Source organism: Sphingomonas sp. Root710 (genome assembly GCF_001429065.1).
GTDB lineage: Bacteria > Pseudomonadota > Alphaproteobacteria > Sphingomonadales > Sphingomonadaceae > Rhizorhabdus.
Window position 1 is genome coordinate 77,236 of sequence record NZ_LMIB01000015.1, and the last position, 21,685, is coordinate 98,920.

26 protein-coding genes are annotated in these 21,685 nt (G+C 65.3%); 16 read left to right on the plus strand and 10 right to left on the minus strand.

Annotation, left to right across the window (positions count from 1 at the left end):
- The first annotated feature begins 96 nt into the window (after window positions 1-96).
- The 3 genes from ASE00_RS15370 to ASE00_RS15380 are packed head-to-tail and all read left to right on the plus strand — an operon-like array spanning window position 97 to window position 1,992.
- Window positions 97-546: a tRNA (cytidine(34)-2'-O)-methyltransferase gene (locus ASE00_RS15370; protein WP_056381916.1), complete on the plus strand. Its 450-nt coding sequence runs from the start codon at window positions 97-99 to the stop codon at window positions 544-546.
- Window positions 543-1,400 (plus strand): oxygen-dependent coproporphyrinogen oxidase, encoded by an 858-nt coding sequence (gene hemF, locus ASE00_RS15375; RefSeq protein WP_056381918.1) that lies wholly within the window; start codon window positions 543-545, stop codon window positions 1,398-1,400. Before ASE00_RS15370 ends, hemF begins: the two co-directional genes overlap by 4 nt.
- A gap of 7 nt (window positions 1,401-1,407) precedes the next feature.
- Entirely contained in the window at window positions 1,408-1,992 is a 585-nt protein-coding gene (locus tag ASE00_RS15380) for a GNAT family N-acetyltransferase (RefSeq protein WP_056381921.1), read from the plus strand.
- Here the strand turns inward: ASE00_RS15380 and ASE00_RS15385 are convergent.
- Complete coding sequence (locus tag ASE00_RS15385) at window positions 1,989-2,771, minus strand: hypothetical protein (RefSeq protein ID WP_056381923.1); 783 nt, start codon at window positions 2,769-2,771, stop codon at window positions 1,989-1,991. The two genes, ASE00_RS15380 and ASE00_RS15385, sit on opposite strands and share 4 nt — an antisense overlap.
- Window positions 2,772-2,874: 103 nt before the next feature.
- Between ASE00_RS15385 and lipB the strand changes: the two genes are divergently transcribed.
- The 3 genes from lipB to ASE00_RS15400 all read left to right on the plus strand — a co-directional run bounded on the left by lipB (window position 2,875) and on the right by ASE00_RS15400 (window position 4,586).
- Complete coding sequence (lipB, locus tag ASE00_RS15390) at window positions 2,875-3,546, plus strand: lipoyl(octanoyl) transferase LipB (protein WP_056382590.1); 672 nt, start codon at window positions 2,875-2,877, stop codon at window positions 3,544-3,546.
- A gap of 70 nt (window positions 3,547-3,616) precedes the next feature.
- Window positions 3,617-3,847, plus strand: coding sequence for a hypothetical protein (locus ASE00_RS15395; protein ID WP_056381924.1), 231 nt, complete (start codon window positions 3,617-3,619; stop codon window positions 3,845-3,847).
- 43 nt (window positions 3,848-3,890) lie between these two features.
- Window positions 3,891-4,586 (plus strand): hypothetical protein, encoded by a 696-nt coding sequence (locus ASE00_RS15400; RefSeq protein ID WP_235538704.1) that lies wholly within the window; start codon window positions 3,891-3,893, stop codon window positions 4,584-4,586.
- 42 nt (window positions 4,587-4,628) lie between these two features.
- On the opposite strand, the gene queE is transcribed toward ASE00_RS15400, so the two are convergent.
- Window positions 4,629-5,261, minus strand: coding sequence for a 7-carboxy-7-deazaguanine synthase (queE, locus tag ASE00_RS15405; RefSeq protein WP_056381927.1), 633 nt, complete (start codon window positions 5,259-5,261; stop codon window positions 4,629-4,631).
- A complete protein-coding gene (queC, locus tag ASE00_RS15410; protein ID WP_056381929.1) occupies window positions 5,261-5,953 on the minus strand; it encodes a 7-cyano-7-deazaguanine synthase QueC in 693 nt (230 codons plus the stop codon). Before queC ends, queE begins: the two co-directional genes overlap by 1 nt.
- A 128-nt stretch (window positions 5,954-6,081) precedes the next feature.
- On the opposite strand from queC, the gene ASE00_RS15415 reads away from it, so the two are divergent.
- Complete coding sequence (locus tag ASE00_RS15415; RefSeq protein WP_056382595.1) at window positions 6,082-6,873, plus strand: peptidase; 792 nt, start codon at window positions 6,082-6,084, stop codon at window positions 6,871-6,873.
- A 207-nt stretch (window positions 6,874-7,080) separates the two neighbouring features.
- Here the strand turns inward: ASE00_RS15415 and ASE00_RS15420 are convergent, their stop codons facing one another.
- From ASE00_RS15420 to ASE00_RS15435, 4 genes are all read right to left on the minus strand, one after another.
- Window positions 7,081-7,521, minus strand: a complete 441-nt coding sequence (locus ASE00_RS15420) for a DUF3617 family protein (RefSeq protein WP_056381931.1) — start codon at window positions 7,519-7,521, stop codon at window positions 7,081-7,083.
- Window positions 7,522-7,682: 161 nt separating this feature from the next.
- Entirely contained in the window at window positions 7,683-8,585 is a 903-nt protein-coding gene (locus tag ASE00_RS15425) for an Hsp33 family molecular chaperone HslO (RefSeq protein WP_056381932.1), read from the minus strand.
- Between the two features lie 63 nt (window positions 8,586-8,648).
- The gene (gene argF / locus ASE00_RS15430) at window positions 8,649-9,578 is read right to left on the minus strand and encodes an ornithine carbamoyltransferase (protein ID WP_056381935.1); all 930 of its coding nucleotides are present in this window, start codon (window positions 9,576-9,578) and stop codon (window positions 8,649-8,651) included.
- Window positions 9,575-10,765, minus strand: coding sequence for an aspartate aminotransferase family protein (locus ASE00_RS15435; protein ID WP_056381936.1), 1,191 nt, complete (start codon window positions 10,763-10,765; stop codon window positions 9,575-9,577). The genes argF and ASE00_RS15435 overlap by 4 nt, the downstream gene beginning before the upstream one ends.
- Window positions 10,766-10,982: 217 nt before the next feature.
- On the opposite strand from ASE00_RS15435, the gene ASE00_RS15440 reads away from it, so the two are divergent.
- From ASE00_RS15440 to ASE00_RS23565, 6 genes are all read left to right on the plus strand, one after another.
- On the plus strand, window positions 10,983-11,975 hold the full coding sequence (locus tag ASE00_RS15440) for a hypothetical protein (protein WP_235538705.1): 993 nt from the start codon (window positions 10,983-10,985) through the stop codon (window positions 11,973-11,975).
- 91 nt (window positions 11,976-12,066) lie between these two features.
- Window positions 12,067-12,531, plus strand: coding sequence for a GFA family protein (locus ASE00_RS15445; protein ID WP_056381940.1), 465 nt, complete (start codon window positions 12,067-12,069; stop codon window positions 12,529-12,531).
- 48 nt (window positions 12,532-12,579) lie between these two features.
- Window positions 12,580-13,980 carry a threonine synthase gene (thrC, locus tag ASE00_RS15450; protein WP_056381943.1) on the plus strand — a complete coding sequence of 467 codons (1,401 nt, stop codon included), beginning with the start codon at window positions 12,580-12,582 and terminating at the stop codon, window positions 13,978-13,980.
- 4 nt (window positions 13,981-13,984) lie between these two features.
- Window positions 13,985-15,217, plus strand: a complete 1,233-nt coding sequence (locus tag ASE00_RS15455; protein WP_056381944.1) for a M16 family metallopeptidase — start codon at window positions 13,985-13,987, stop codon at window positions 15,215-15,217.
- Complete coding sequence (locus ASE00_RS15460) at window positions 15,214-16,080, plus strand: class I SAM-dependent methyltransferase (protein ID WP_056381946.1); 867 nt, start codon at window positions 15,214-15,216, stop codon at window positions 16,078-16,080. Before ASE00_RS15455 ends, ASE00_RS15460 begins: the two co-directional genes overlap by 4 nt.
- A gap of 336 nt (window positions 16,081-16,416) precedes the next feature.
- A complete protein-coding gene (locus ASE00_RS23565) occupies window positions 16,417-16,926 on the plus strand; it encodes a hypothetical protein (RefSeq protein ID WP_156405458.1) in 510 nt (169 codons plus the stop codon).
- Window positions 16,927-16,975: 49 nt separating this feature from the next.
- Here ASE00_RS23565 and ASE00_RS23570 read toward each other — a convergent pair whose 3' ends face one another.
- Together ASE00_RS23570 and ASE00_RS15465 are read right to left on the minus strand one after the other, a co-directional pair.
- On the minus strand, window positions 16,976-17,518 hold the full coding sequence (locus ASE00_RS23570) for a hypothetical protein (RefSeq protein WP_156405459.1): 543 nt from the start codon (window positions 17,516-17,518) through the stop codon (window positions 16,976-16,978).
- Window positions 17,519-17,615: 97 nt separating this feature from the next.
- Window positions 17,616-17,909 (minus strand): 4a-hydroxytetrahydrobiopterin dehydratase, encoded by a 294-nt coding sequence (locus ASE00_RS15465; RefSeq protein WP_056381948.1) that lies wholly within the window; start codon window positions 17,907-17,909, stop codon window positions 17,616-17,618.
- Window positions 17,910-17,962: 53 nt separating this feature from the next.
- Here ASE00_RS15465 and ASE00_RS15470 point away from each other — a divergent pair, with 53 nt between their 5' ends.
- From ASE00_RS15470 to ccmB, 3 genes are read left to right on the plus strand one after another with little or no spacing between them, the layout of a single operon-like run.
- Complete coding sequence (locus tag ASE00_RS15470; RefSeq protein ID WP_056381950.1) at window positions 17,963-18,364, plus strand: metallopeptidase family protein; 402 nt, start codon at window positions 17,963-17,965, stop codon at window positions 18,362-18,364.
- Window positions 18,361-18,948 carry a heme ABC exporter ATP-binding protein CcmA gene (gene ccmA, locus ASE00_RS15475; RefSeq protein ID WP_056381954.1) on the plus strand — a complete coding sequence of 196 codons (588 nt, stop codon included), beginning with the start codon at window positions 18,361-18,363 and terminating at the stop codon, window positions 18,946-18,948. Before ASE00_RS15470 ends, ccmA begins: the two co-directional genes overlap by 4 nt.
- Window positions 18,945-19,592, plus strand: a complete 648-nt coding sequence (ccmB, locus tag ASE00_RS15480) for a heme exporter protein CcmB (protein WP_056381956.1) — start codon at window positions 18,945-18,947, stop codon at window positions 19,590-19,592. Before ccmA ends, ccmB begins: the two co-directional genes overlap by 4 nt.
- A gap of 4 nt (window positions 19,593-19,596) precedes the next feature.
- On the opposite strand, the gene ASE00_RS15485 is transcribed toward ccmB, so the two are convergent.
- Window positions 19,597-21,684 carry a S9 family peptidase gene (locus ASE00_RS15485; protein ID WP_156405460.1) on the minus strand — a complete coding sequence of 696 codons (2,088 nt, stop codon included), beginning with the start codon at window positions 21,682-21,684 and terminating at the stop codon, window positions 19,597-19,599.
- Window position 21,685 lies beyond the last annotated feature (1 nt).

The window sequence follows — 21,685 nt, forward strand, 5'->3', positions numbered from 1 at the left end:
CGGCGGCTGCGCGCTGATAGCGCCGGTTCATCGGCTTTGCCAATCCCATTTGATGAATATTGCCGCATTGCGATACATTCGCATATCAGCAGGGCCATGCGGATCGCCCTTCATCAGCCCGATATCGCCGGAAATGTCGGCACGATTCTGCGCCTGGCGGCGTGTTTCGGCGTCGGCGTCGACATCATCGAACCGTGCGGATTCGCCTTTTCGGACCGCGCGCTGAAGCGATCGAGGATGGATTATGCCGCCGACGCGGCGGTGATCCGCCATGCCGACTGGGCCGAGTTCGATGCCGAACGGCGCGGTCGGCTGATCCTTTTGTCGACCCAGGCGGATGTGACGCTCGTCAATTCCCGCTTCGAACCCGGCGACATATTGCTGTTCGGGTCAGAGGGCGCGGGCGTCCCCCCGCACGTCCACGACCGGGCCGATCTGCGGGTGCGTATTCCGATGCGCCCGGGCTTCCGGTCCTTGAATGTCGCGGTTTCGGCTGGCATCGCGCTCGCCGAGGCGCTGCGGCAAACCGAAGGATTCCCCGAATGACCCTGACCCTGGACGATCAGCAGGCCGCTGCGCGCAGCTGGTTCGAATCACTGCGCGACCGGATTTGCGCAGCGTTCGAGGCGATCGAACGCGAAGCAGGCAGCGACGCGCGCTTCGCCTACACCCCCTGGAATCGCGACGGCGATCCGGAAGCCGAGGGCGGCGGCGGGGTTCAGGGTCTGATGAAGGGCCGCGTTTTCGAGAAGGTCGGCGTCAATGTCTCGACCGTCGGCGGCGCCTTCGCGCCTGAGTTCGCCAAGACCATCCATGGCGCGGGCGAGGACCCGAGCTTCTTCGCCACGGGAATCAGCCTCGTCGCGCATATGGCGAACCCGCATGTGCCCGCGGTGCATATGAACACCCGATTCCTCAACACCACCAAGCGCTGGTTCGGCGGCGGCGCCGATCTCAACCCGCCCATCCCCTATCAGGAAGATACCGACGCCTTCCACGCCCGGCTGAAGGCAGCGTGCGACGCGCATGGCGAGGATTATTACGACCGGTTCAAGAAATGGGCCGACGACTATTTCTGGATACCGCACCGTCAGGTCCATCGCGGTGTCGGCGGAATCTTCTACGATCATCTCGATTGTGAGGGCGACGCCGGGTTTGACGCCAATTTCGCCTTCACCCGCGACGTCGGCGAAGCCTTTCTCGACATCTTCCCCCGGATCGTCCGCGCCCGCATGGGCCTCGACGCGGGCGACGAGGACCGCCGGCAGATGCTCACATTCCGGGGCCGCTATGCCGAGTTCAACCTTGTCTATGACCGGGGCACGCTGTTCGGGCTCAAGACCGGCGGCAATATCGACGCGATCCTGATGAGCCTGCCGCCGGTCGCTGTGTGGGAGTGACGCCGGCGTGCCGCTGACGCCCGTTCCACCGGAGATGATCGCGACGATCGTAACGTCGCTGGAGATGCGCGAGCGGCCCAAGCCCCGCATGATGCCGCACGCGCCGCTGCGGCTGGTGCGATGGAAGGCCCCCTCCCCCGACAAATATCGCGCGTTGTTCCGCCGGGTCGGCGAACCATGGATGTGGTTCTCGCGGCTGGTGATGCCCGAAGCCGAGCTGCTGGCGATCATTCACGACCCGGCAGTCGAGATCTTTGCGGTCGAGGATCCGCGCGGCGTCGAGATCGGCCTGCTCGAGCTGGACTTCCGCAAGGCAGGGGAGGCCGAGATAGGCTTTTTCGGATTGGTCCCCGAACTGACCGGCAAGGGCCATGGCAACTGGCTGATGGCGCAGGCGCTGTCGATCGGCTGGCGCAAGGATGTCGAGCGGATGTGGGTGCACACTTGCACGCTCGATCATCCGGGCGCGCTCGGCTTCTACCGCCGCCACGGCTTCATAGCTTCCGAACGCGCCGTGGAGACCTTCGCTGATCCACGGCTAGCTGGCGTCATGCCACGCGAGGCAGCACCACACATCCCGCTGCTGGGCTAAGCCAGTCTGCGGTAGATCAGCGCGATATACACCGTCATGCCCAGCGACAGCATGGCCTGAAGAGCCGCAGTGAGCAGCAGCTGGACGACCCCGACCACTTCGCCGTCGCCGATAGCGAGTGCAACCAGCCGGAACACCGAACCGAACACCAGCGTGTCGACCATCGTCACGACGACGCCGAGAAACAGGAAGAGGACCCACACGCCGACGAAGCGCACGACATTGTCGCGCCCCAGCGCCCAGACCCGCCGCAGCGCATCGACGGGGCCTCTCTGCTCCATCGCCAGGACGGGGGCGAACAGCAGCATCCGGATGACGATGACCAGCATGGGCACGATGACCAGGAACGTCAGGGTGTTCGTAAGCCCGCCCGCCTGCGCGCTGGACCGGAACATCATGATCCCCAGCGTCGCCGCGATCACGACCGCCAGGGCTATGCCCAGCCACACCGTCATTACCGCCATGCCGGTCGCAATCGTGCGGGGAAAGGCTCGAACGGCGCGCGACAGCGCCTCCCCGACACTGATTCCCGGTACCAGCACGAGCAAGGAAATGACCAGATACCCATATAACGCGAACAGCAAGGCCGGAAAGGCGAGCAACGTCTGCGGATTGGCTTGGCCCGACATCGCGGTCGGATCGGTCCCCGCCATGGCGAAGCGCAGCAACAGCTGCGCCGGGCCGAAAATGGCCAACGCAACGGGGATGAGCAGCGCACGCTCCCGGCGCAGGAAGGCGATCGTCTCCTCCCAGACCGTACCCAGCGAAAAAGCCGTCATGCGCGCATTGCTCCAACCATATCGGTCTCGCCTATCCTGTCGGCATGGTGCAGCGCAATCGCATCGCTCTTGATTGGCGGAGAAAATCGTCAATATGCGAAGCATGACAATCGATGACAGCAGCGTCGATGGGGAAGCGATCGAGTGGCGGGTGTCGCCCGGCCTGCTACCCTATGCCGAAACCCTGGCCGAGATGGAGGCGCGCGCCGCCGCGATCCGGGCCGGAGAGGCGCGCGAACTCGTCTGGCTGCTCGAGCATCCCCCGCTCTACACGGCGGGCACCAGTGCGGTCGGAGACGAATTGCTGGCGCCGGATCGCTTCCCGGTGTTCCGGGCCGGACGCGGCGGGCGCTATACCTATCACGGGCCGGGCCAGCGGGTCGGCTATGTCCTGCTCGATCTCGACAAGCGTGGCCGCGACATTCGCTGCTTCGTGGCAGGGGTGGAGAAATGGCTGATCGCCACCCTCGCCGATTTCGGCATCGCCGCGCGCAGCGAGCCCGGGCGGGTCGGCATCTGGACTGGCCACGGCCCCGACGAAGCCAAGATCGGCGCGATCGGCGTGCGGGTGCGCCGCTGGGTCAGCTTCCACGGCTTCTCGCTCAACGTCGATCCGGACCTGTCACATTTTTCGGGCATCGTTCCATGCGGGCTCGGCGAGTTCGCGGTGACCAGCATGGCACAGCTCGGTGCCCCCGCCGTGATGGCCGAAGTCGACACTGCGCTCGCCCGCCATTTTCCGACGATGCTCGACGGTCTGAGTTGCACCGCCTGAATGCTCGCTTGAGTGCCCGAGTCGTTCGCTATATCGTCGCTCCAAAGCTTAGATTTTCAGGGAGTGAAGCATGTACCGTTCGACCAGCATCATCGTCGCCGGCAGCCTGATCCTGGCGGCTGCGGGCCTGTCCGGCTGCGGCAAGAAGAGCGAGACGGACACCAACGTCGTCGAAATGAACGCCAGCGACGGTTCGATGAACGATATGACCGTGGTCGAAAGCGCCACGCTCGATCAGGCTGGCGGTGCGATGGCCGATACCAATGCGGCTGAGGCGGGGAACGCCAGCAACGCGAACTAAACGATACTTCCGGGGGCGGGCGTATTTCGGCTTCAGGAGAGTGATGATGGTGTTTCGGCAGCTGGCGATGGCAGCGGCGGCTTTGGCGGCGACGGCACAGGCCGTCCCCGCCTCGGCCTATCTATTCTGGGTGCAGCCCAGCTTCAGCGGTGGCCCGGTCAACGGCGACGAGCCAGGCCTGGGCCTGGCGATGCCCAAGGCCACCCCGGCCGAGCTGAAGGCGCACCTGCTGTGGAACATGCGCGCCGGGCTCAATGTCGCCGCGCTGCAGTGCCAGTTCTCGCCGATCCTCTTCACCGTCCCAAATTACAACGATCTGCTCGCGAAGAACGCGGTCGAACTGAACGGCGCGTACAAGGCGCTCGAAGGCTATTTCAAGCGGACCAGCGCCAAGACCTGGCAGAAGGCCTTGGATCAGTACACGACCAAGACCTATAATGGCTTCTCGACCATGCATGCGCAGCTCGGTTTCTGCGAGACCGCGGCCGCGATCGGACGCGAAGCCCGCAAGCTCAACAAGGGTCAGCTCACCCAGCTCGCCACCAACCGCATGCGGGAATTCCGCAACAGCCTGGTGCCGGTCGGCGACATGATGCACGCGCGCCGGTACATCCAGATCCCGGCCGAACAAGTGCCGTCGATGGACAAGCAGTGTTGGGACCGCAAGGAACGGCTCAAACCACAGTGCGCAGTCGGCCGGTGGAGCATGGCAGGTTCGGGCGGGTCGACCGCTAGCTGAGCCGCCATCGACATCATCCAAGCAAAGCTGGATGATGTCCCCTTATCGGATACCGACCACCTTATGCGTCTGCGTCGACAGCCGCCAGCGCGGGTGCTCGAGGATATAGGCGATCGCGGCATCGCGCGCGCTCGCCAGCGTCGGGCCGTCCATCGGCTGAAGCAGGAAATGCTCGAAATCCCACGTCGCCAGCTCGCCCGGATCGATCCCTGGCTGCGGCCAGACCAATTTGAGTTCATTGCCCCGGCGTAACACCACGTCGCTGCCTGCCTTGGGACTGACGCAGATCCAGTCGATGCCGTCGGGCGCCGGTTGCGTGCCATTGGTCTCGACCGCGGTCTCGAAGCCGCGCGCCTTCAGCGCCGCGATCAAAGCATCATCGATCTGGAGCAGCGGCTCCCCGCCGGTCATGACCAGGAAGGGGTCGGGGAGCGCGCCCCACAGCCTCAGCGCCTGGTCCGCCAACGCGTCCGCACCAGGATAGCGGCCGCCATGATCGCCATCGGTACCGACGAAATCGGTGTCGCAGAAGCGGCAGACAGCCGTCTCCCGGTCCTGCTCGCGCCCGCTCCACAGATTGCACCCGGCGAAGCGCAGGAACACCGCGCGGCGGCCGACCTGCATGCCTTCGCCCTGCAGGGTCAGGAACATCTCCTTGACCGCATAGCTGCCCATCAGGCGTAGACCGTGGGATCGGCCAGCCCCGCCTCGGCAAAGCCTTTCGAGCGCAACCGGCAGCTGTCGCACAGCCCGCAATGCCGGCCATCGGGGGTGGGATCGTAACAGGACCAGCTCATTCCCGCGTCGAGGCCGAGCCGGTCCGCCTCGCGGGCGATGTCCGCCTTGGTCATGTGCTGGAGCGGCGCATGGATGGTGAAGCCCTGCCCTTCGACGCCCATCTTCGTCGCCAGGTCGGCGAGGTGCTGGAAGGCGGCAATGAACTCGGGCCGGCAATCGGGATAGCCCGAATAATCGAGCGCGTTGACGCCGAGGAAGATGTCGCGCGCGCCGGTCGCCTCGGCAAATCCCAGCGCCAGCGACAGGAAGATGGTGTTGCGTGCAGGCACATAGGTCGACGGGATGCCCGGCATGACGCCGTCCTTGGGCACGTCGATGTCGTCGGTCAGCGAGGACCCGCCAAACGCGCGCAGGTTGAGCGGCATCGTCACATGCCGGTCGACGCCCAGCGCCGCAGCGACACGCCGCGCCGCCTCCAGCTCGACCCGGTGGCGCTGATTATAATCGATCGTCAAAGCCGCGAGCTGGAAACCCTGCTCGCGCGCGATGCCGCCCGACACCATCGAATCGAGACCGCCCGACAGCAGCACGATCGCGCGGCGGCCTTCGCTGTTCACCTGTGAAGCCATGGCCCGCGCTTAGGCGATTTCGGCCCGGAGCGAAAGATGATCCCCCGCGCAATTACAGGCTCTCAAAGTCCGAAGCTTCGTATATGATCGCGGCAAGCCGGTTGGGCGCCGGCGATGGAGGGGCTGCCATGACCTATTGTCTCGGGATCAACCTGCGTCAGGGGCTGATCATGATCGCCGACACCCGGACCAACGCGGGGATCGACAATATCTCCACCTACCGAAAGCTGCATGTGCTGGCCGACGATGACGAGCGCTTCTGCGTCGTTGCCAGCGCCGGCAATCTGTCGGTGACGCAACTGGTGTTGGGCATGTTGAAGGAAGGCCTGCCGTCCTTCGGCCCCGAAGACCCGCCCCGCAGGATAGAGAATATGCCGACCATGTTCCGCGCGGCGCAGCTGATCGGCGAAGCGGTGATGGAAGCCGGCCGCCAGTTGAAACCGGCGTTGCACGCGGCAGGGGTAAGCTCGGGCATATCGCTGCTGCTCGGCGGCCGGATCGGCGGCGGCCAGCCACAGCTGTTCCTGATCTACGACGCGGGCAATTTCATCGAATGCCAGCAGGACAGCCCCTTCTACCAGATCGGGGCGACCCAATATGGCAAGCCGATCCTCGACCGTGCGATGAACTATGAAAGCACGATCGACGAGGCGGTGAAGGTCGGTCTGCTGTCTTTCGATTCGACGATCCGGTCGGACAAGTCGGTCGGGCTGCCCTTCGACGTGATGGTGATCCGCGCCGATCCGGCGCTGCCGATCATCAAGCGGCGGATCGAGCCCCAGGACCCCTATATGCGCGCGCTGTCCGATCGCTGGTCGGTGATCCTGAACGAAGGCCGCCAGCAAATCCCCGATCCGCCCTTTCTGATCGGAGAGGAAGGCACGCACGACGGCGACGTGGTGACGCTGAAATCGGTCTGAAAAAAATGGGCCGCTCGAGAGCGGCCCAGTGAGGCTCGAAAGCCTGCTAAGGGAGGAAATGTGCCCAAAGGGGAAGGCACAGTCAGACTTTTACCCCGCCAAGCCTAAACAAAAGCTTAACCAGAGCCCGCGTACGCGCGATGATGATTCGACTTTGGTCGAGATTCAGACCGTCTTCCGGCGAAAGCTCGGATCGGCTTGCTTGTTCTACCGTTGCCGCGAACTGACCTGGGTGCCGCAACTGCCGAGCCGCTTGGCCTGGACCGAATAGTCGAAGGGCGCGTTGCGCGCGATCCCCTGGGTCTGGATCGTCGCCGTACGCGGGGTTTCGACCCGCACCGTCGTCCGCCCCCAGCCTGCACGCTGACAGCTGTAATGCACGGTCGAGCTCTTCGGATCGTTCGCGATCACGAAGCGCGAGCAGCCAGGCTGGTCATGCTCGATCTGGACCAGCGCCATCGGATCGGACACGCACAACTGCTTCGGTGCACGGCCCTTGACTTCGAGCTGCCAAAGCCCGGTTTCGAGCTGCTGGAGCGCGACCAGCGACATCGGGGCCGAAGCGGCTGGCGCGGGGACGGGAGCGGCGAACGCGTAGGACGCGGCCGGCACGATCAAAAGCAACATCAAGCGACGCAGCAAAGCCATCTTGCCCTCATAGCCCGAAACAACGGCACCCGATTCCCCACATCGGGCGCCACAGGATAGCGCGGTTCGACCAACGATCGATACAGCAAGACCGGTAAACATCTTACTGAGCGCAGCTGTGTTCTACCGCACCCTTTTACGGCGCGTGCCAGCAAATTGTTTCAGATCGAGTCGAGCGCGAGCGAAAAGCGCTTGGCGCAGAACTCGCAATCGACATGGATCTCGCCCTTGTCGTCGGCCATCTCGGCGCGCTCGTCGGCGGGAAAGCGCGAGATCACCGTGCGGATATGCACAGGATCGCAGCGGCAGCCGCGCGCCAGCGGCACGGTCGCCATGGTGCGGACCTCGTCCTCCTCGTTGAACAACCGCCACAGCAGCCGGTCGAGCGGCAGGCCCGGATCGGTGAGCTCATTGGCCGACAGCGTCTCACCCAGCGCCCGGACATGATCCCATTCAGGATGATCGAGCCGGGTATGGATACGGTCGCGTCCCTCTTCGCCCTCGGGCAGATGCTGAATCAATATGCCGCCCGCCACGTGACGGCCATCGTCGAGGCGGCGGCTCGCCAAGCGGACCAGGCTCGGCAATTGCTCCGACTGGCTGAAATAGCTTTCGGCCGCCTCAGCGAGCGAGCCCCCTTCCAGCGGGACGATCCCCTGATAGCGTTCGCCGGTCACCGCCTGGTCGAAGGTGATCGCGAGATAGCCCTTGCCGAACAGCGCGAACAGCGACGGTTCGGCGGGCATCTCGGCCAGCCGCTCGGCGTCATGGCGGATATAGCCGCGCATCTGGCCGTTCTTGTAGTCGGCCACGAGCAACTCGACCGCACCACCCTCCGCCTGCGCCTGCAGCGTCAGCTGGCCATCTTCATGCTTGAGCGTCGAGCCGAGCAATGCGGCGAGGACCAGCGCCTCGGCCAGCAGCCTCTCGATCGCCGGCGGGTAGCCATGCGCGCCCAGGATCGTGTCGAGCGCCGGCCCGAGCCGCGCCAGCCGCCCGCGCGCGTGCCGGTCCGGAATGGTGAAGCCCAGAGCGATGTCGAGATCGGTCGGTTCGGAGGTCAAAGCGGAAGTCCCATCGCCCACGAAGTCAGCATGACGGCGAGGTTTTTCAACCCCGCCGCCAGCTTATCCCAATTTGCCCAGGCACCAGAGCAGCACCGCCTTCTGGGCATGCAACCGGTTCTCGGCCTCGTCCCAGATCAGCGATTGCGGTCCGTCCATCACCGCGTCGACCACCTCTTCGCCACGATGCGCGGGCAGGCAGTGGAGGAAGGCCGCATCGGGAGCGGCCTGCGCCATCAGCGCCTCGCTCACCTGGAACGGCATCATCGCCGCCAGCTTTTCCTCGGCATGCTCCTGCCCCATCGATATCCAGGTGTCGGTGACGATCACATCGGCCCCGCGCGCCACCGCAACCGGATCGCGCGAGGCAGTGACGTCGCCGCCGCGTGCCCTGGCCGCAGCGATCACGCCCGGATCGGGATCATAGCCCTCGGGGCAGGCGATCCGCACCGGGAAGTCGAGCAGGCTGCCCGCCTCGACGATCGAATGGAGGACGTTGTTGCCGTCGCCCAGCCACGCCCATGTCAGGCCGTTCAGGCGGCCCTTATGCTCGAGGATGGTGAGCAGGTCCGCCATGATCTGACAGGGATGCGACTGGTCGGTCAGCCCGTTGATCACAGGCACGTCGGCATATCGCGCCAGATCAGCGATCTTCTGATGATCGTCGGTGCGGATCATGATCGCGTCGACATAGCGGCTGAGCACGCGCGCGGTGTCGGCGATCGTCTCGCCGCGGCCGAGCTGCATGCTGCCCGCGTCCATCACGATCGTCGTGCCGCCCAGCTGCCGCATCGCCATGTCGAACGAAACCCGGGTCCGCGTCGAGTTCTTCTCAAAGATCATCGCCAGCGTGTAGCCGGCAAGCGGCGCGTCGGCGTCCGCCGTGCCTTTGGGCAGGCCCTTGCGGGCCGCCTTCCGGGCCTTGGCAGCGTCCAGCATGGCCCGCAGGCCGTCTCCCCCCGCATCGGCGAGGTCGATGAAATGCCGGGTCATGACGCAGACGGAAACGAGCGCGCGCCCGCCGAGAGCTTCTCGATGCACTCCGCGATATGGCTTTCTTCGATCACCAGCGGCGGCAGGATGCGGACGACATTCTCGCCAGCCGCCACCGTCAGCAATCCGTGATTGTCACGCAGATGCGCGACGAAACCACGCGCCTCGGCGCTATCCTTCAGCTTGATGCCGATCATCAGGCCCAGGCCGCGCACGCTGTCGAAGATGCCGTCATGGTTCGGGATCATCTGCTCGATCGCCTGGCGCAGCCAGTCCCCCATCTTGGTGACATTGGCGAGAAACGCGTCGTTGACAGCGACGTCGAACACCGCCTCGCCCGCCGCCATGGCGAGCGGGTTGCCGCCATAGGTCGAGCCATGGGTGCCGATCACCATGCCCTTCGCCGCTTCCTCGGTCGCGAGGCACGCGCCGAGCGGGAAACCGCCGCCGATGCCCTTGGCCACCGCCATGATGTCCGGCGTGATGCCATAATGTTCATGCGCGAAGAACTTGCCGGTCCGGCAATAGCCGCACTGCACCTCGTCCAGGATCAGCAAAAGGCCGTGCTCATCGCAGATCTGGCGCAGGCCCTTCAGGAATTCCTGTGTCGATGGGGTCATGCCGCCCTCGCCCTGCACCGGCTCGACCAGGAAGCCCGCGGTCGTGCCGTCCACCGCGGCGCGCGCGGCCTCGAGATCGTTGAACGGCACCACCTCGAAGCCCGGCAGCAGCGGCTCGAAACCGTCGCGCATCTTGGGCTGGTTGGTGGCGGAGATCGTGCCCAGCGTCCGGCCATGGAAGGCGTTGGCGAAGCTGATGATCTTGGTCCGCTCGGGCGCGCCGTTGACATAATGATAGCGGCGCGCGGTCTTGATCGCGCATTCCACCGCCTCGGCGCCCGAATTGGTGAAGAACACCGTGTCGGCGAAAGTCTTGTCGACCAGCTTCTGCGCAAAGGCTTCGCCCTGCGGGCTGCCATAGAGATTGGAGACGTGCATCAGCGTCGCCGCCTGGTCGGCGATCGCCTTGACCAGCGCCGGATGGCCATGCCCCAGCATGTTGACCGCGATACCGCTGGCGAAATCCAGATAGCGTTCGCCGCGCTCGCCGATCAGGTAGCAGCCTTCGCCTCGGACCGGACGCACGCCACACCGCGGATAGACCGGCATGAGCGGGGTGATGGTCATGGCAAAAACTCCTTCTTCCCTCAGTTCGACGTTGAAACAGCTCCGAAACGCAAAAAGGCGGCCCACCCGGCCGCCTGACGGAGCGCGCATATAGAGAAGCCGCACCCCGCTCGTCAAACGCTTCGTCGAATCGCGCTGGGCTTGTTAACCCCATACTGATAATTGGCCGCCAAATCCGTTGCTTTCGTTCCTTCGCTCAGGTCACTCCATGCGTCGCTTGCTGGCCCTGTCCCTGCTCGCCTCTGCCCCACCGCTGGGCGCGCAGCCGATCGACCTCCACATAGCGCCGCTGTTCGGCACCGAGCTGCGCTACGAACAATATGCCGCCGACCGGCTGGCGGGCGCGAACGATGCGATCCTGTTCCGCGCGCGGCCTGGGGTCAGCCTGTCGTCGGGTCTATGGTCGATCGAGGCGGTCGGCGATGCCGCGGTCGAGGCCCGCAGGACCGAGACCAGCGCCACCGCGGGGCGCGTCCCGATCCGGCCCGACGCCGTCCAGCTCGGCGAGCTCAAGCTCGAATATCGCGGTCTGCCCGCTACCCAGATCAGCGTCGGCCGTCAGCATCTCGGCATGGCGAGCGCCAGCTTCACCGGCGATCGCGACGGCGACCAGACCTTCGACGCCGCGCGCCTGCGGTGGAGCGGGCTGCCGGGGCTCAGCGCCGATCTCGCTTATGCCTGGTCGAGCAGCAGCCAATGGGCCGCCGCCGAGGGGCCGCTGCCCGCCACGGTGCCGGGCGAAAACCTGTTTGCGCAGCTCAACTGGACGAACGGGTTCGGCACATTCAGCGGCTATGCCTATCAGATCGATCAGCGGAACCTGGCCGACAGCCAGTTCCGTCTGCTCAACCAGATCTATGGCGCACGCTTCGCAGGAAGCCGCAGGGTCGGCGAGGATATCCGCCTGAACTATGCGATGGGTTATGTCCGGCAAACCGGCTCGGTCGCGAACGCCGCGGGCGGCGCGCCGACCTATTGGCAGATCGGCAGCCGGCTCGATCTCGGCGAACTGGGCGCCACCCAGACCAGCTACCGCCGCTTCGCCGCCAATGGCATCAGCACGCTCAACGGCAATACGCTGAGCCTCGCGACCAGCGCGACCAAGGGCCGGATGACGCTGGGGGCTACGTATAACGACTTCCGCCCGGTCGAGGACACCAACGCCATATCGACCCGCGACATCCGCATCTCGCTCGGGCTGATCTTCTAACTTCGTCCCGCGAATCCAACCGCTCGCGTGAAAGAGCGGATACTTGCTCCGTCCGCGCCCGTTCCCTCTCCGATCAGATCGGGAGAGGCACATGTTCGATGAAGCCGAAAGACGCGGCGGCTGCCTGTGCGGGGCGATCCGCTATCGCTTGCTGACCGAGCCCTATGATGCAGGCTATTGCCATTGCCGGATGTGCCAGCTGTCGAGCGGCGCGCCCGCGACCGTGTTCGCCACGGTCCCGCGCGCCGATTTCCTGCTGGAAAAGGGCGATCTCGTGTGCCGGCGTTCGTCCGATATCGGCGAGCGCTGGTTCTGCGGCGATTGCGGCACGCCGATCGCGATGGTGGTCGATCATGCACCTGACGAGATCGACTTCACCGTTGTCACCCTCGACGACTCGATCGACCTGCCGCCGCGCTTCCATATCTGGCGCGAGAGCCGGATCGGCTGGTTCGATACGATCGACGCGCTGCCCCGCCATGAGCGGTCGCGTCCGCAAACCGGGTCGCCGATGCACGATGCTATGGCAAAGCGGCATCCCATCCACGCTGGATAGGTTCATTTCCTTGCCGTCCCGGCCCCGCCCCGCTAAGGGCCGCCGGTCATGCAATATGTCAGCACCAGGGGCGACGCGCCCCGCCTCGGATTCGAAGACGTAACGCTCGCCGGACTCGCCGCCGACGGCGGGCTTTACGTGCCCGAAAACTTCCCCAGCTTCAGCAAGGCGGAAATCGCGGCGCTGCGCGGCCTGTCCTATGCCGACACCGCCGTCGCGGTCATGCGTCCCTTCGTCGCGGGCGCGCTGGACGATGCCGCGCTCAAGAGCCTGTGCGAGGCCGCTTATGGCCGCTTCGCCCATGCCGCCGTCGTGCCGATCAAGCAGCTCGACCATCGCCAGTGGCTGATGGAGCTGTTCCACGGCCCGACCCTCGCCTTCAAGGATGTCGCGCTCCAGCTTCTCGGCCTGCTGTTCGAACGTTTTCTGGCCAATCGCGACACCCATCTCACCGTCATCGGCGCGACCAGCGGCGACACCGGATCGGCGGCGATCGACGCTCTGGCGGGCCGCGCCAAGGTGGACATCTTCATGCTCCACCCCAAGGGCCGCGTGTCCGAGGTGCAGCGGCGGCAGATGACGACGGTGCTGGCCCCCAACGTCCACAATATCGCGATCGAGGGCAGCTTCGACGACGCCCAGGCGCTGGTAAAGGCCATGTTCGCGGACACCGCTTTCGCCAGCCGCTTCAACCTGTCCGCGGTCAATTCGATCAACTGGGCGCGGCTGATGGCGCAGATCGTCTATTATTTCTACGCCGCCGTACGCCTCGGCGCGCCCGACAGCCCGGTCGCCTTCTCGGTGCCGACCGGCAATTTCGGCGATGTCTTCGCTGGCTATGTCGCCGCGAAGATGGGTCTGCCCGTCGCCCGGCTGATCGTTGCCACGAACGTCAACGACATCCTCCACCGTGCGCTCTCCGCGGGCGACTATTCGGTCGGATCGGTGACGCCGACCGCAGCGCCCTCGATGGACATCCAGGTCAGCTCGAACTTCGAGCGGCTGTTGTTCGACCTGCACGACCGCGACGGCGCCGCGCTGTCGGCCGCGATGAAGGGTTTCGAGGCGAGCAAGCGCTTCGACATCCCCGCCCCAATGCGCGACCAGGCCGCCGCGCTCTTCACCAGCGCGCGAATCGACGCCGACCGGATGCAGCTCGCGATGCGCTGGGCGCATGACCGGGCGGGCGAGACGATCGACCCGCACAGCGCGATCGGCCTCGCCGCCGCGCAGGACGCCGCGCTCGATCCCGCGATCCCGGTGGTGACGCTGGCGACCGCGCACCCCGCCAAGTTTGGCGACGCCGTCGAGCGCGCAACCGGTATCCGCCCCGCGCTGCCCGCCCGGATCGGCGAACTGTTCGAGCGGCAGGAACGCTATACCGTCCTGCCCGCCGAGATCGGCGCGATCGAGGGCTTCGTCGCCGAACAGGCCGTAGCGGCTGTCTGATCCGATGAGCGGCCCGCATCTTCACCGGCTGGCCAACGGCTTCACTATCGCCGCCGAACCGATGGCGGGGGTCGAGACGATCGCGGTCGGGCTGCACGTCGATTGCGGCGCACGGCATGAGGAGGCGCGGACCAACGGCCTCGCCCATCTGTTCGAGCATATGGTGTTCAAGGGCGCGGGCGGGCGCAGCGCGCGGGAGATTTCCGAAGCGGTCGAGAATGTCGGCGGCTATCTCAACGCCTTCACCTCGCGTGACCAGACCGCCTTTCAGGCGCGGCTGCTCGCCGAGAATCTCGATCTCGGTATCGAACTGATCGCCGATCTGGTCCGCAAGCCGCATTTCGACGAGGGCGACCTGATTCGCGAGAAGGACGTCGTGCTGCAGGAACTGGGCGAGGCCCGCGACCTGCCCGACGACATCATCAACGACCATTTCCATTCGACCGCCTGGCCGGGCCAGCCCTTCGGCCGCCCGGTGCTGGGCGACGAAGCGAGCATCGCCGCGATCTCGGTCGGCGATCTCCAGGGCTGGACCCGCAAATATTATCGTCCGGAGAATATGGTCCTTGCCGCCGCGGGCAAGATCGACATCGACCGGCTGATCGGCATGGCCGAGGCCCGCTTCGGCGACATGGAGACAGCCCCGCGCCCGGTGGCTGAGCCCGCCGTTTACGAAGGCGGCAGCTTCGTCGAGAAGCGCGCCCTGGAATCAGCGCACATTTTGTTCGGCTATGAAGGCGTCGGCTATTTCGACGCCGATTATTATCCGCTGATGCTGTTCAGCCAGGCCGCGGGCGAAGGCAGCTCGTCGCGGCTGTTCCAGGCGGTGCGCGAGGAACGCGGCCTGGCCTATTCGGTCGGCAGCTCGGTGGCGGCGTGGCGCGACACCGGCATGCTCACGGTCTATCTGGCGACCGCGCGGCGCGAGGCGCAGCATGCCGCCGATCTGTCGCGCGGTATCTTGCAACAGGCGGCGATCGACCTGACCCCGACCGAATTGGCCCGTGCCAAGGCGCAAATCCGCGCGACGATCCTGATGGCGCTGGAATCGGTCCAGGGCCGCGCCGACCGGCTCGGCTTCCAGACGCTCGTCCATGGCAGGCCGCTCGATCCCGCCGCGATCGTCGCGAAGATAGACGCCTGCACGCTGGACCAGGTCCGCGCGGTCGGCGCCCGTCTGTTCGAAGGCCGCGAGACGCTGGCGACGGTGGGGCCCGCGCTCAAGGCGGCAGCGTGAATCTCACCACCCTCATCACCGAACCGTGGGACGACTACGGCCTCGTCGACTCCGGGCATGGCCGCAAGCTCGAACGCTATGGCCGCTTCCGCTTCATCCGGCCCGAGCCGCAGGCGATGTGGGCGCCCGCCTCGAACAACTGGGAAGCCGATGGCGACTTCATCGGTGCATCGGATGAGGATGGCGGCGGCAAATGGCATCTGTCGCGTGACGTTCCGCGCGGTGGCTGGCACATGCGCTGGGAAGAGGTGCGCTTCACCGCGCAGAACACCCCCTTCCGCCACCTCGCCTTCTTCCCCGACATGGCCCCGCAATGGAGCTGGATGCGCGAGCGGACCGGCGAGGGCGACGAGGTGATGAACCTGTTCGGCTACACAGGCGTCGGCACGCTGGCGCTGGCGGCGAAGGGCGCGAAGCTCACCCATGTCGATGCGTCGAAGAAGTCGGTCGACGCCGCGAAGGCCAATGCCTTCCTCAGCGATATGGCCGACCGGCCGATCCGCTGGATGGTCGACGACGCCGCCAAGTTCACCGCGCGCGAGGTACGCCGCGGCCGCCGCTACGACGGCATCTTCCTCGACCCGCCCAAATTTGGGCGCGGCCCCAATGGCGAGACCTGGCGGCTGGAGGAACATCTCCCCGCCCTGATCGCCGACAGCCGCGCGCTGCTCGACCAGAACTCCAAATTCCTCGTCCTCACCGTCTACGCGATCCGCATGTCGGCGCTGGCAATCGGCGAACTGCTTCGCCAAGCGATGGCCGATCTCGGCGGCACCGTCGAAGTGGGCGAGATGGCGGTCCGCGAAGAGGCGCGCGGGCTGCTGCTGCCGACCGCCATCTTCGCGCGGTGGTCGCGGGGCTGATGTCGAAAGATGGCAGACCTCAACGGCAACAGCCAGAAGCCGGATAATAGACTTTCAAGACAAATAGCGTTCAAATCTAAAGCGGATTGAAATTGGCTAGCGAGCAATCAGCCAAATAACGCCAAGCGCGAGAAATATGGAACCAACGATTCCCCAAAATAGCCGTGACGGCAGGAGGAGGAGGGAATAGTCGCCCAGCCCCCCCATTGCTCCACCTTCTCCCCCGCAAATTTGATCAAGTGCCGGGCTGCTGCGGACATTCGGCAGAAGCGGAATATTCGACCCTCGTTCCAAGACACAATTGACACCGTTCTATCGGAACATATAAAGAACAATATGGCTAGGTCAATCAGCGCATGGATGGACTGGGCAATAAGCCGATATACCAGCTTGATAGCTGACCGCCCATGGTTGCTGGCATTTACGCTAGTGATGCTTTCGGGTTGTAATAGCGGCCCTTGGGGTCATGCACCCGAGCCTGTCGTCATCGATAAAATCGAGAGAAGTTTATCAATAATACCCTGTGTCGGCCAAATGTCGCGCTGGGCACGCCTGTATAATTACAAGTCTGAACCGAGCTTTTTAGCGGGTTTTGTCAATCTCTCCGATACTGGCCGCTGGTATGATTTCTCCAAGATAGAGATTACCTATTTTCAGGCCGGTATCGAAGGGTATCGGACAGGTCGCATCCTCCATAGCGGTACACCGATGGTTGATATCGACGATCGTGAATATGATCTTGTTCGCGGAGAATATGATATCGCTTCCAAGAGAGCGCGCATCTGGGCTTGCGGTCCCAATATGTCGCCTGGACTTCCAAACGAACTGGATATCGAGATTAGGTAGGCGGCGGCCAGCACAATCGATAACCGTTGCTGATAGCCACCGCCCGTTATTATTTTTGCCTAGGGGTGCAGGTCAAAATGCCTGCACGATCGATCGCAGCGACTGGAAGCCCCAAATTAGATGCAGCGCCCCGATCGGCTGCGCTGACCGGCGACGGGGATTTGTTGTTGGGGTGAGCATGTACCAAGACGCTAGGGGGATAAGTGCCATTAGCTAAAGACGGCAACAATCCGGATTTCATCCGTGAAGCTCGCTCCAAATCAATGCGGCGCTGAAAGCCGGACGTGAAGGTCGGCCCGACAGAATAACCATCGCCAAAAATATTCTCAGAAGCATAAAATCCATGTTCTGCCTTTCCAGCGGCCTCATCATGCATCGAGCGGTTCAAAGCCGCCAAAGCTGCCTTTTGAACCGTTGGGTCTTTGGTGGCCGGTATATAATCGCAACTCGGATCTACCGTAACCTGGGTAGGGGCAGCATAGGCAGTTGCTTTCGCGCGTTGCTCCTCCATCAACAATTTATCCCAATAGGATCGAGGATCATCCGGCGTGCTGTCCCGGGCCAGCGGGATTTTATTAGAAAAATTCGTCACGGCATTCTCCAGTTGCCGCAGCTTTATCGCTGCCTATCGCTCATAACGATTTCAGCGAGAATGTCAAGAACAAATAGAGAACAAACTGCATTAGGACCTATCCCGCAAGCTCCTCAATCGCCTCCGCCATCGCCACGTCGCGCACCGACAAACCGCCCGCGTCATGCGTGGTCAGCAGGATGTCGACCCGGTTCCAGACGTTCGACCATTCGGGGTGATGGTCATGCTTTTCGGCATAGAGCGCGACGCGGGTCATGAAGGCGAAGGCTTCGGAGAAATCGGCGAAGGTGAAGCTGCGGCTGATTGCGTCGCGGGCCTCGTCATAGTCCCAGTCGGACAGCGCATCGAGCGCGTCGGCGCGGTCCTCGTCGCTCAGGGGTTCGATGGCCATGGCTGCGTCCTCTCGCTGGCGTGATCCGAATATGCTGTCTATGTCGCGGGTAGATGAGCGAAGGTCAAACCATGGCGCCCGGCGCGGAACGGATCGAGGCGATCGCGCGCGCGACGATCGCGAAGCTGCCGTCCGAGTTCATCGCCCATCTCGGCAATGTCGTCCTCCATATCGAGGAGTTCGCCGATGACGCCACCCTCGCCGAGATGGGGATCGAGAACCCGTTCGAGCTGACCGGCCTCTACAGCGGCCTCGCGGTGGGATCGAAGTCGATCGATCATAGCGGCACGATGCCCGACATGATCCACCTCTATCGCCGCGCCATCCTCGACGAATGGGTCGAGACCGGAGTGACGCTCGAAGCGCTCGTCGCGCATGTCGTGATCCATGAGATCGGCCATCATTTCGGCCTGTCGGACGAGGACATGCACCGGCTGGAGGAACTGGCCGGATGAGCGCCGCGCGGCTCGCTTTCGACCGCGTCGCCTGCCTGCGCGGCGACCGGCTGCTGTTCGAGGCCATGCGCTTCGCGCTGGGCGCGGGCGACGCGGCGCTGCTCACCGGGCCGAACGGCGCGGGCAAGTCGAGCCTGATGCGGATCGCCGCCGGACTGCTGCGCCCTTCGGCGGGCACGGTCGATCGGGCGGGCGGGATCGCCTTCACCGGGGAGGCGGCGGCGCTCGACGGGCGCCTGCCGCTCGGCCGGGCCCTGCTCTACTGGGCGCGGCTCGACGGGGTCGGCAAGGCCGAGGTCGACGCCGCGCTCGACACGATGGGGATCGCCAATCTGGCGCAGGTGCCCGCACACATGCTGTCGACCGGCCAGCGCAAGCGCGCCGCGCTCGCCCGGGTGATCGCGGGCCGGGCGGCGCTGTGGCTGCTCGACGAGCCCGGCAACGGCCTCGACACCGCCTCGCTCGACCGGCTCGCGGCGGCGATGGCGGCGCACCGGGCGCGCGGCGGCATCGTCATGGTCGCGACCCACCAGCCGCTCGCCCTGCCCGGCGCCGTCACGATCGCGCTGGGAGACCGCGCATGAGCGTCTGGGGCGCGATCATCCGGCGCGACGTGCGGATTGCCTATCAGGGCGGCGGCGCGATGCTGCCGCTGATCTTCTTCCTGTTGGTCGCCACGCTCTTTCCTTTCGCGGTTGGCCCTGACGGCGCGCTGCTCGGCCGGGTCGGCGGCGGGGCGCTGTGGATGGCGGCGCTGCTCGCGGCGCTGCTGCCGGTCGACCGGCTGATCGCGCCCGACGCCGACGCTGGCGTGCTCGATCAATATGCGGTGCGCGGCCTGTCCGACGAAGGGATCGCCGCCGCCAAGATCGCGGCGCACTGGCTGGGCTTCGGCCCGCCGCTGATGATCGCCGCCCTGCCCGCCGCCGCACTGCTCAAGCTCGACGGCGATGTACTGCTCCGCCTCGAGCTCGGCCTCGCCATCGGCACCCCGGCGCTCGCCGCGCTCGGGGTGATGACCAGCGCGCTGACCCTGGGCCTGCGCGGCGCGGGGGCGCTGGCGGGGCTGGTGATGCTGCCGCTCGCGGTTCCGCTGCTGATCTTCGGCGCGGGCGCACTCAACGCCAGCGGCATGGGCGCGATCAAGCTGCTCGGCGCGGCCGCGCTGCTGCTGACCGCCCTCGCCCCCTTTGCCGCCGGCGCGGCGTTACGGGCGGCGCGGGACTGAAGCCCTACGCGCCACCCATCTGCGTCAGGACGAAGGCATAGGCCTCGGCGTCCTCGCGCAGGCTGTCATAGCGGCCGGACTTGCCGCCATGGCCCGCGCCCATGTTGATCTTGAGCAGCAGCAGATTGTCGTCGGTCTTGGTCGCGCGCAGGCGGGCGGCCCATTTGGCGGGCTCCCAATAGGTGACGCGCGGATCGTTGAGGCCGCCGGTGATCAGCATCGGCGGATAGGGCTTCGCCGCGACATTGTCATAGGGGCTGTAGCTGCGGATCAGATCGAACGCAGCCTTGTCGGTGATCGGGTTGCCCCATTCGGGCCATTCGCCCGGGGTCAGCGGCAGATCGGCGTCGAGCATGGTGTTGAGCACGTCGACGAAAGGCACATCGGCCACCACCGCGCCCCACAGTTCGGGATCGGTGTTGGCGACGACGCCCATCAGTTCGCCCCCCGCCGATCCGCCGTTGATCGCGATCTTGCCCGCGCTGGTCAGCCCGGCGGCGATCAGCCCCTTCGCCGCGTCGGAGAAGTCGTGGAAGGTGTTCCAGCGCGCCTCGGCCTTGCCCTGGAGATACCAGTCATAACCGAGATCGTCGCCGCCGCGGATATGCGCGATCGCATAGGCCCAGCCGCGATCGACCATCGACAGCCGCACGGTCGAGAAGCCCGGCGGGATCGCATGGCCATAGGCGCCATAGGCATAGAGGAAGAGCTTGCCCGATCCATCGCGCGGAAAGCCCTTGCGATAGAGCACCGACACCGGGATCAGCTTGCCGTCGCGCGCGGGGACCATCAGCCGCTCGGTCGCGTAGAGCGAGGGATCGAAGCCCGAGGGTATCTCCTGCACCTTGAGCGTGGTCAGCGCCCGCGCGGCGGGATCATAGTCGAACACCGTCTGCGGCGTGACCATCGACGCATAGTGCAGCCGATAGGCGGGCGGATCATATTCGGGGTTGCTGCCGAGCACGGCGGTGTAGCTCGCCTCCGGAAAGGCGACGCGGTGTTCGCTGCCGTCATAGGCGCGCAGCCGCACCTGATCGAGCCCGTCGACCCGCTCGGTCAGCGCGATATGCCGCGCGAAGCTGGTGAGGCCGCGGATATAGACGCTGTCCGACCCCGCGATCACCGTCTCCCACTTGCCGGGATTGGCCGGATCGGCGCGCGCCACGCGAAAGTTCACATGCTCGTCATTGGTCAGGATCCAGAGCGTTCCGTGCGCGCTGTCGACCGAATATTCGCGCTTGGTCTGGCGCGGGCTCACCAATAGCGGCGCGGCGGCGGGATCGGCGGCGGGGACAAGGCGGACCTCGCTGGTCTGGTTGTCGCCGGTGGCGATGACGATCCATGCATCGTCCTGGGTCTTGCCGACCCCGACGTTGAAGCCGAGTTCCTCGGTCTCCTCATAGAGGGTGCGATCGGTCGCCGGATCGCTGCCGAGGATGTGGAGGCGGGCGCGGTAGGTGCGCCAGTTGTCGTTGACCTCGGTATAGACGAGGCTCCTGGAATCCGCGCCCCAGGCGACCGCGCCGTTGGTGACCGCGCTGACCGTCTCGATATCCTCGCCGGTCGCGAGATCGCGGATCTTGAGCACGAAGCGTTCGGCGCCGCTGCTGTCGGCCGACCAGGCGGCGAGTTTGCCGTCGGGGCTGACGCTCAGCACCTGGAGCCGGAAATAGTCTACGGCGGCGGCCTCGGCCGGTTCGTCGAGGATCACCGCATCGGGCCCGCCCGCGGCCGGGCGGCGATACCAGATGCGATATTGCCCGCCGGGCTTGAACGCCCACCAGTAGAGCCAGTCGCCGTCCTTCTGGGGCACGCTCGCGTCGTCCTCCTTCAGACGGCCCTTCATCTCGGCGAACAGCGCATCGACCAGCGCCGCGTGCGGCTGCATCGCCTTCTCGAAATAGGCATTCTCCTCGCGCAGATAGGCGAGGATATCCTCGTCATCGACGACCGGATATTTCGGGTCCTTCAGCCAGGCCCAGGGATCGTCGATGGTGATGCCATGATGGCTGTAGCTGTGCGGCCGCTGCGCCGCGACGGGCGGCCTGGAAAGATCGGTGAGGGACAGGTCGGCCCCTGAAAAATCGTTCATG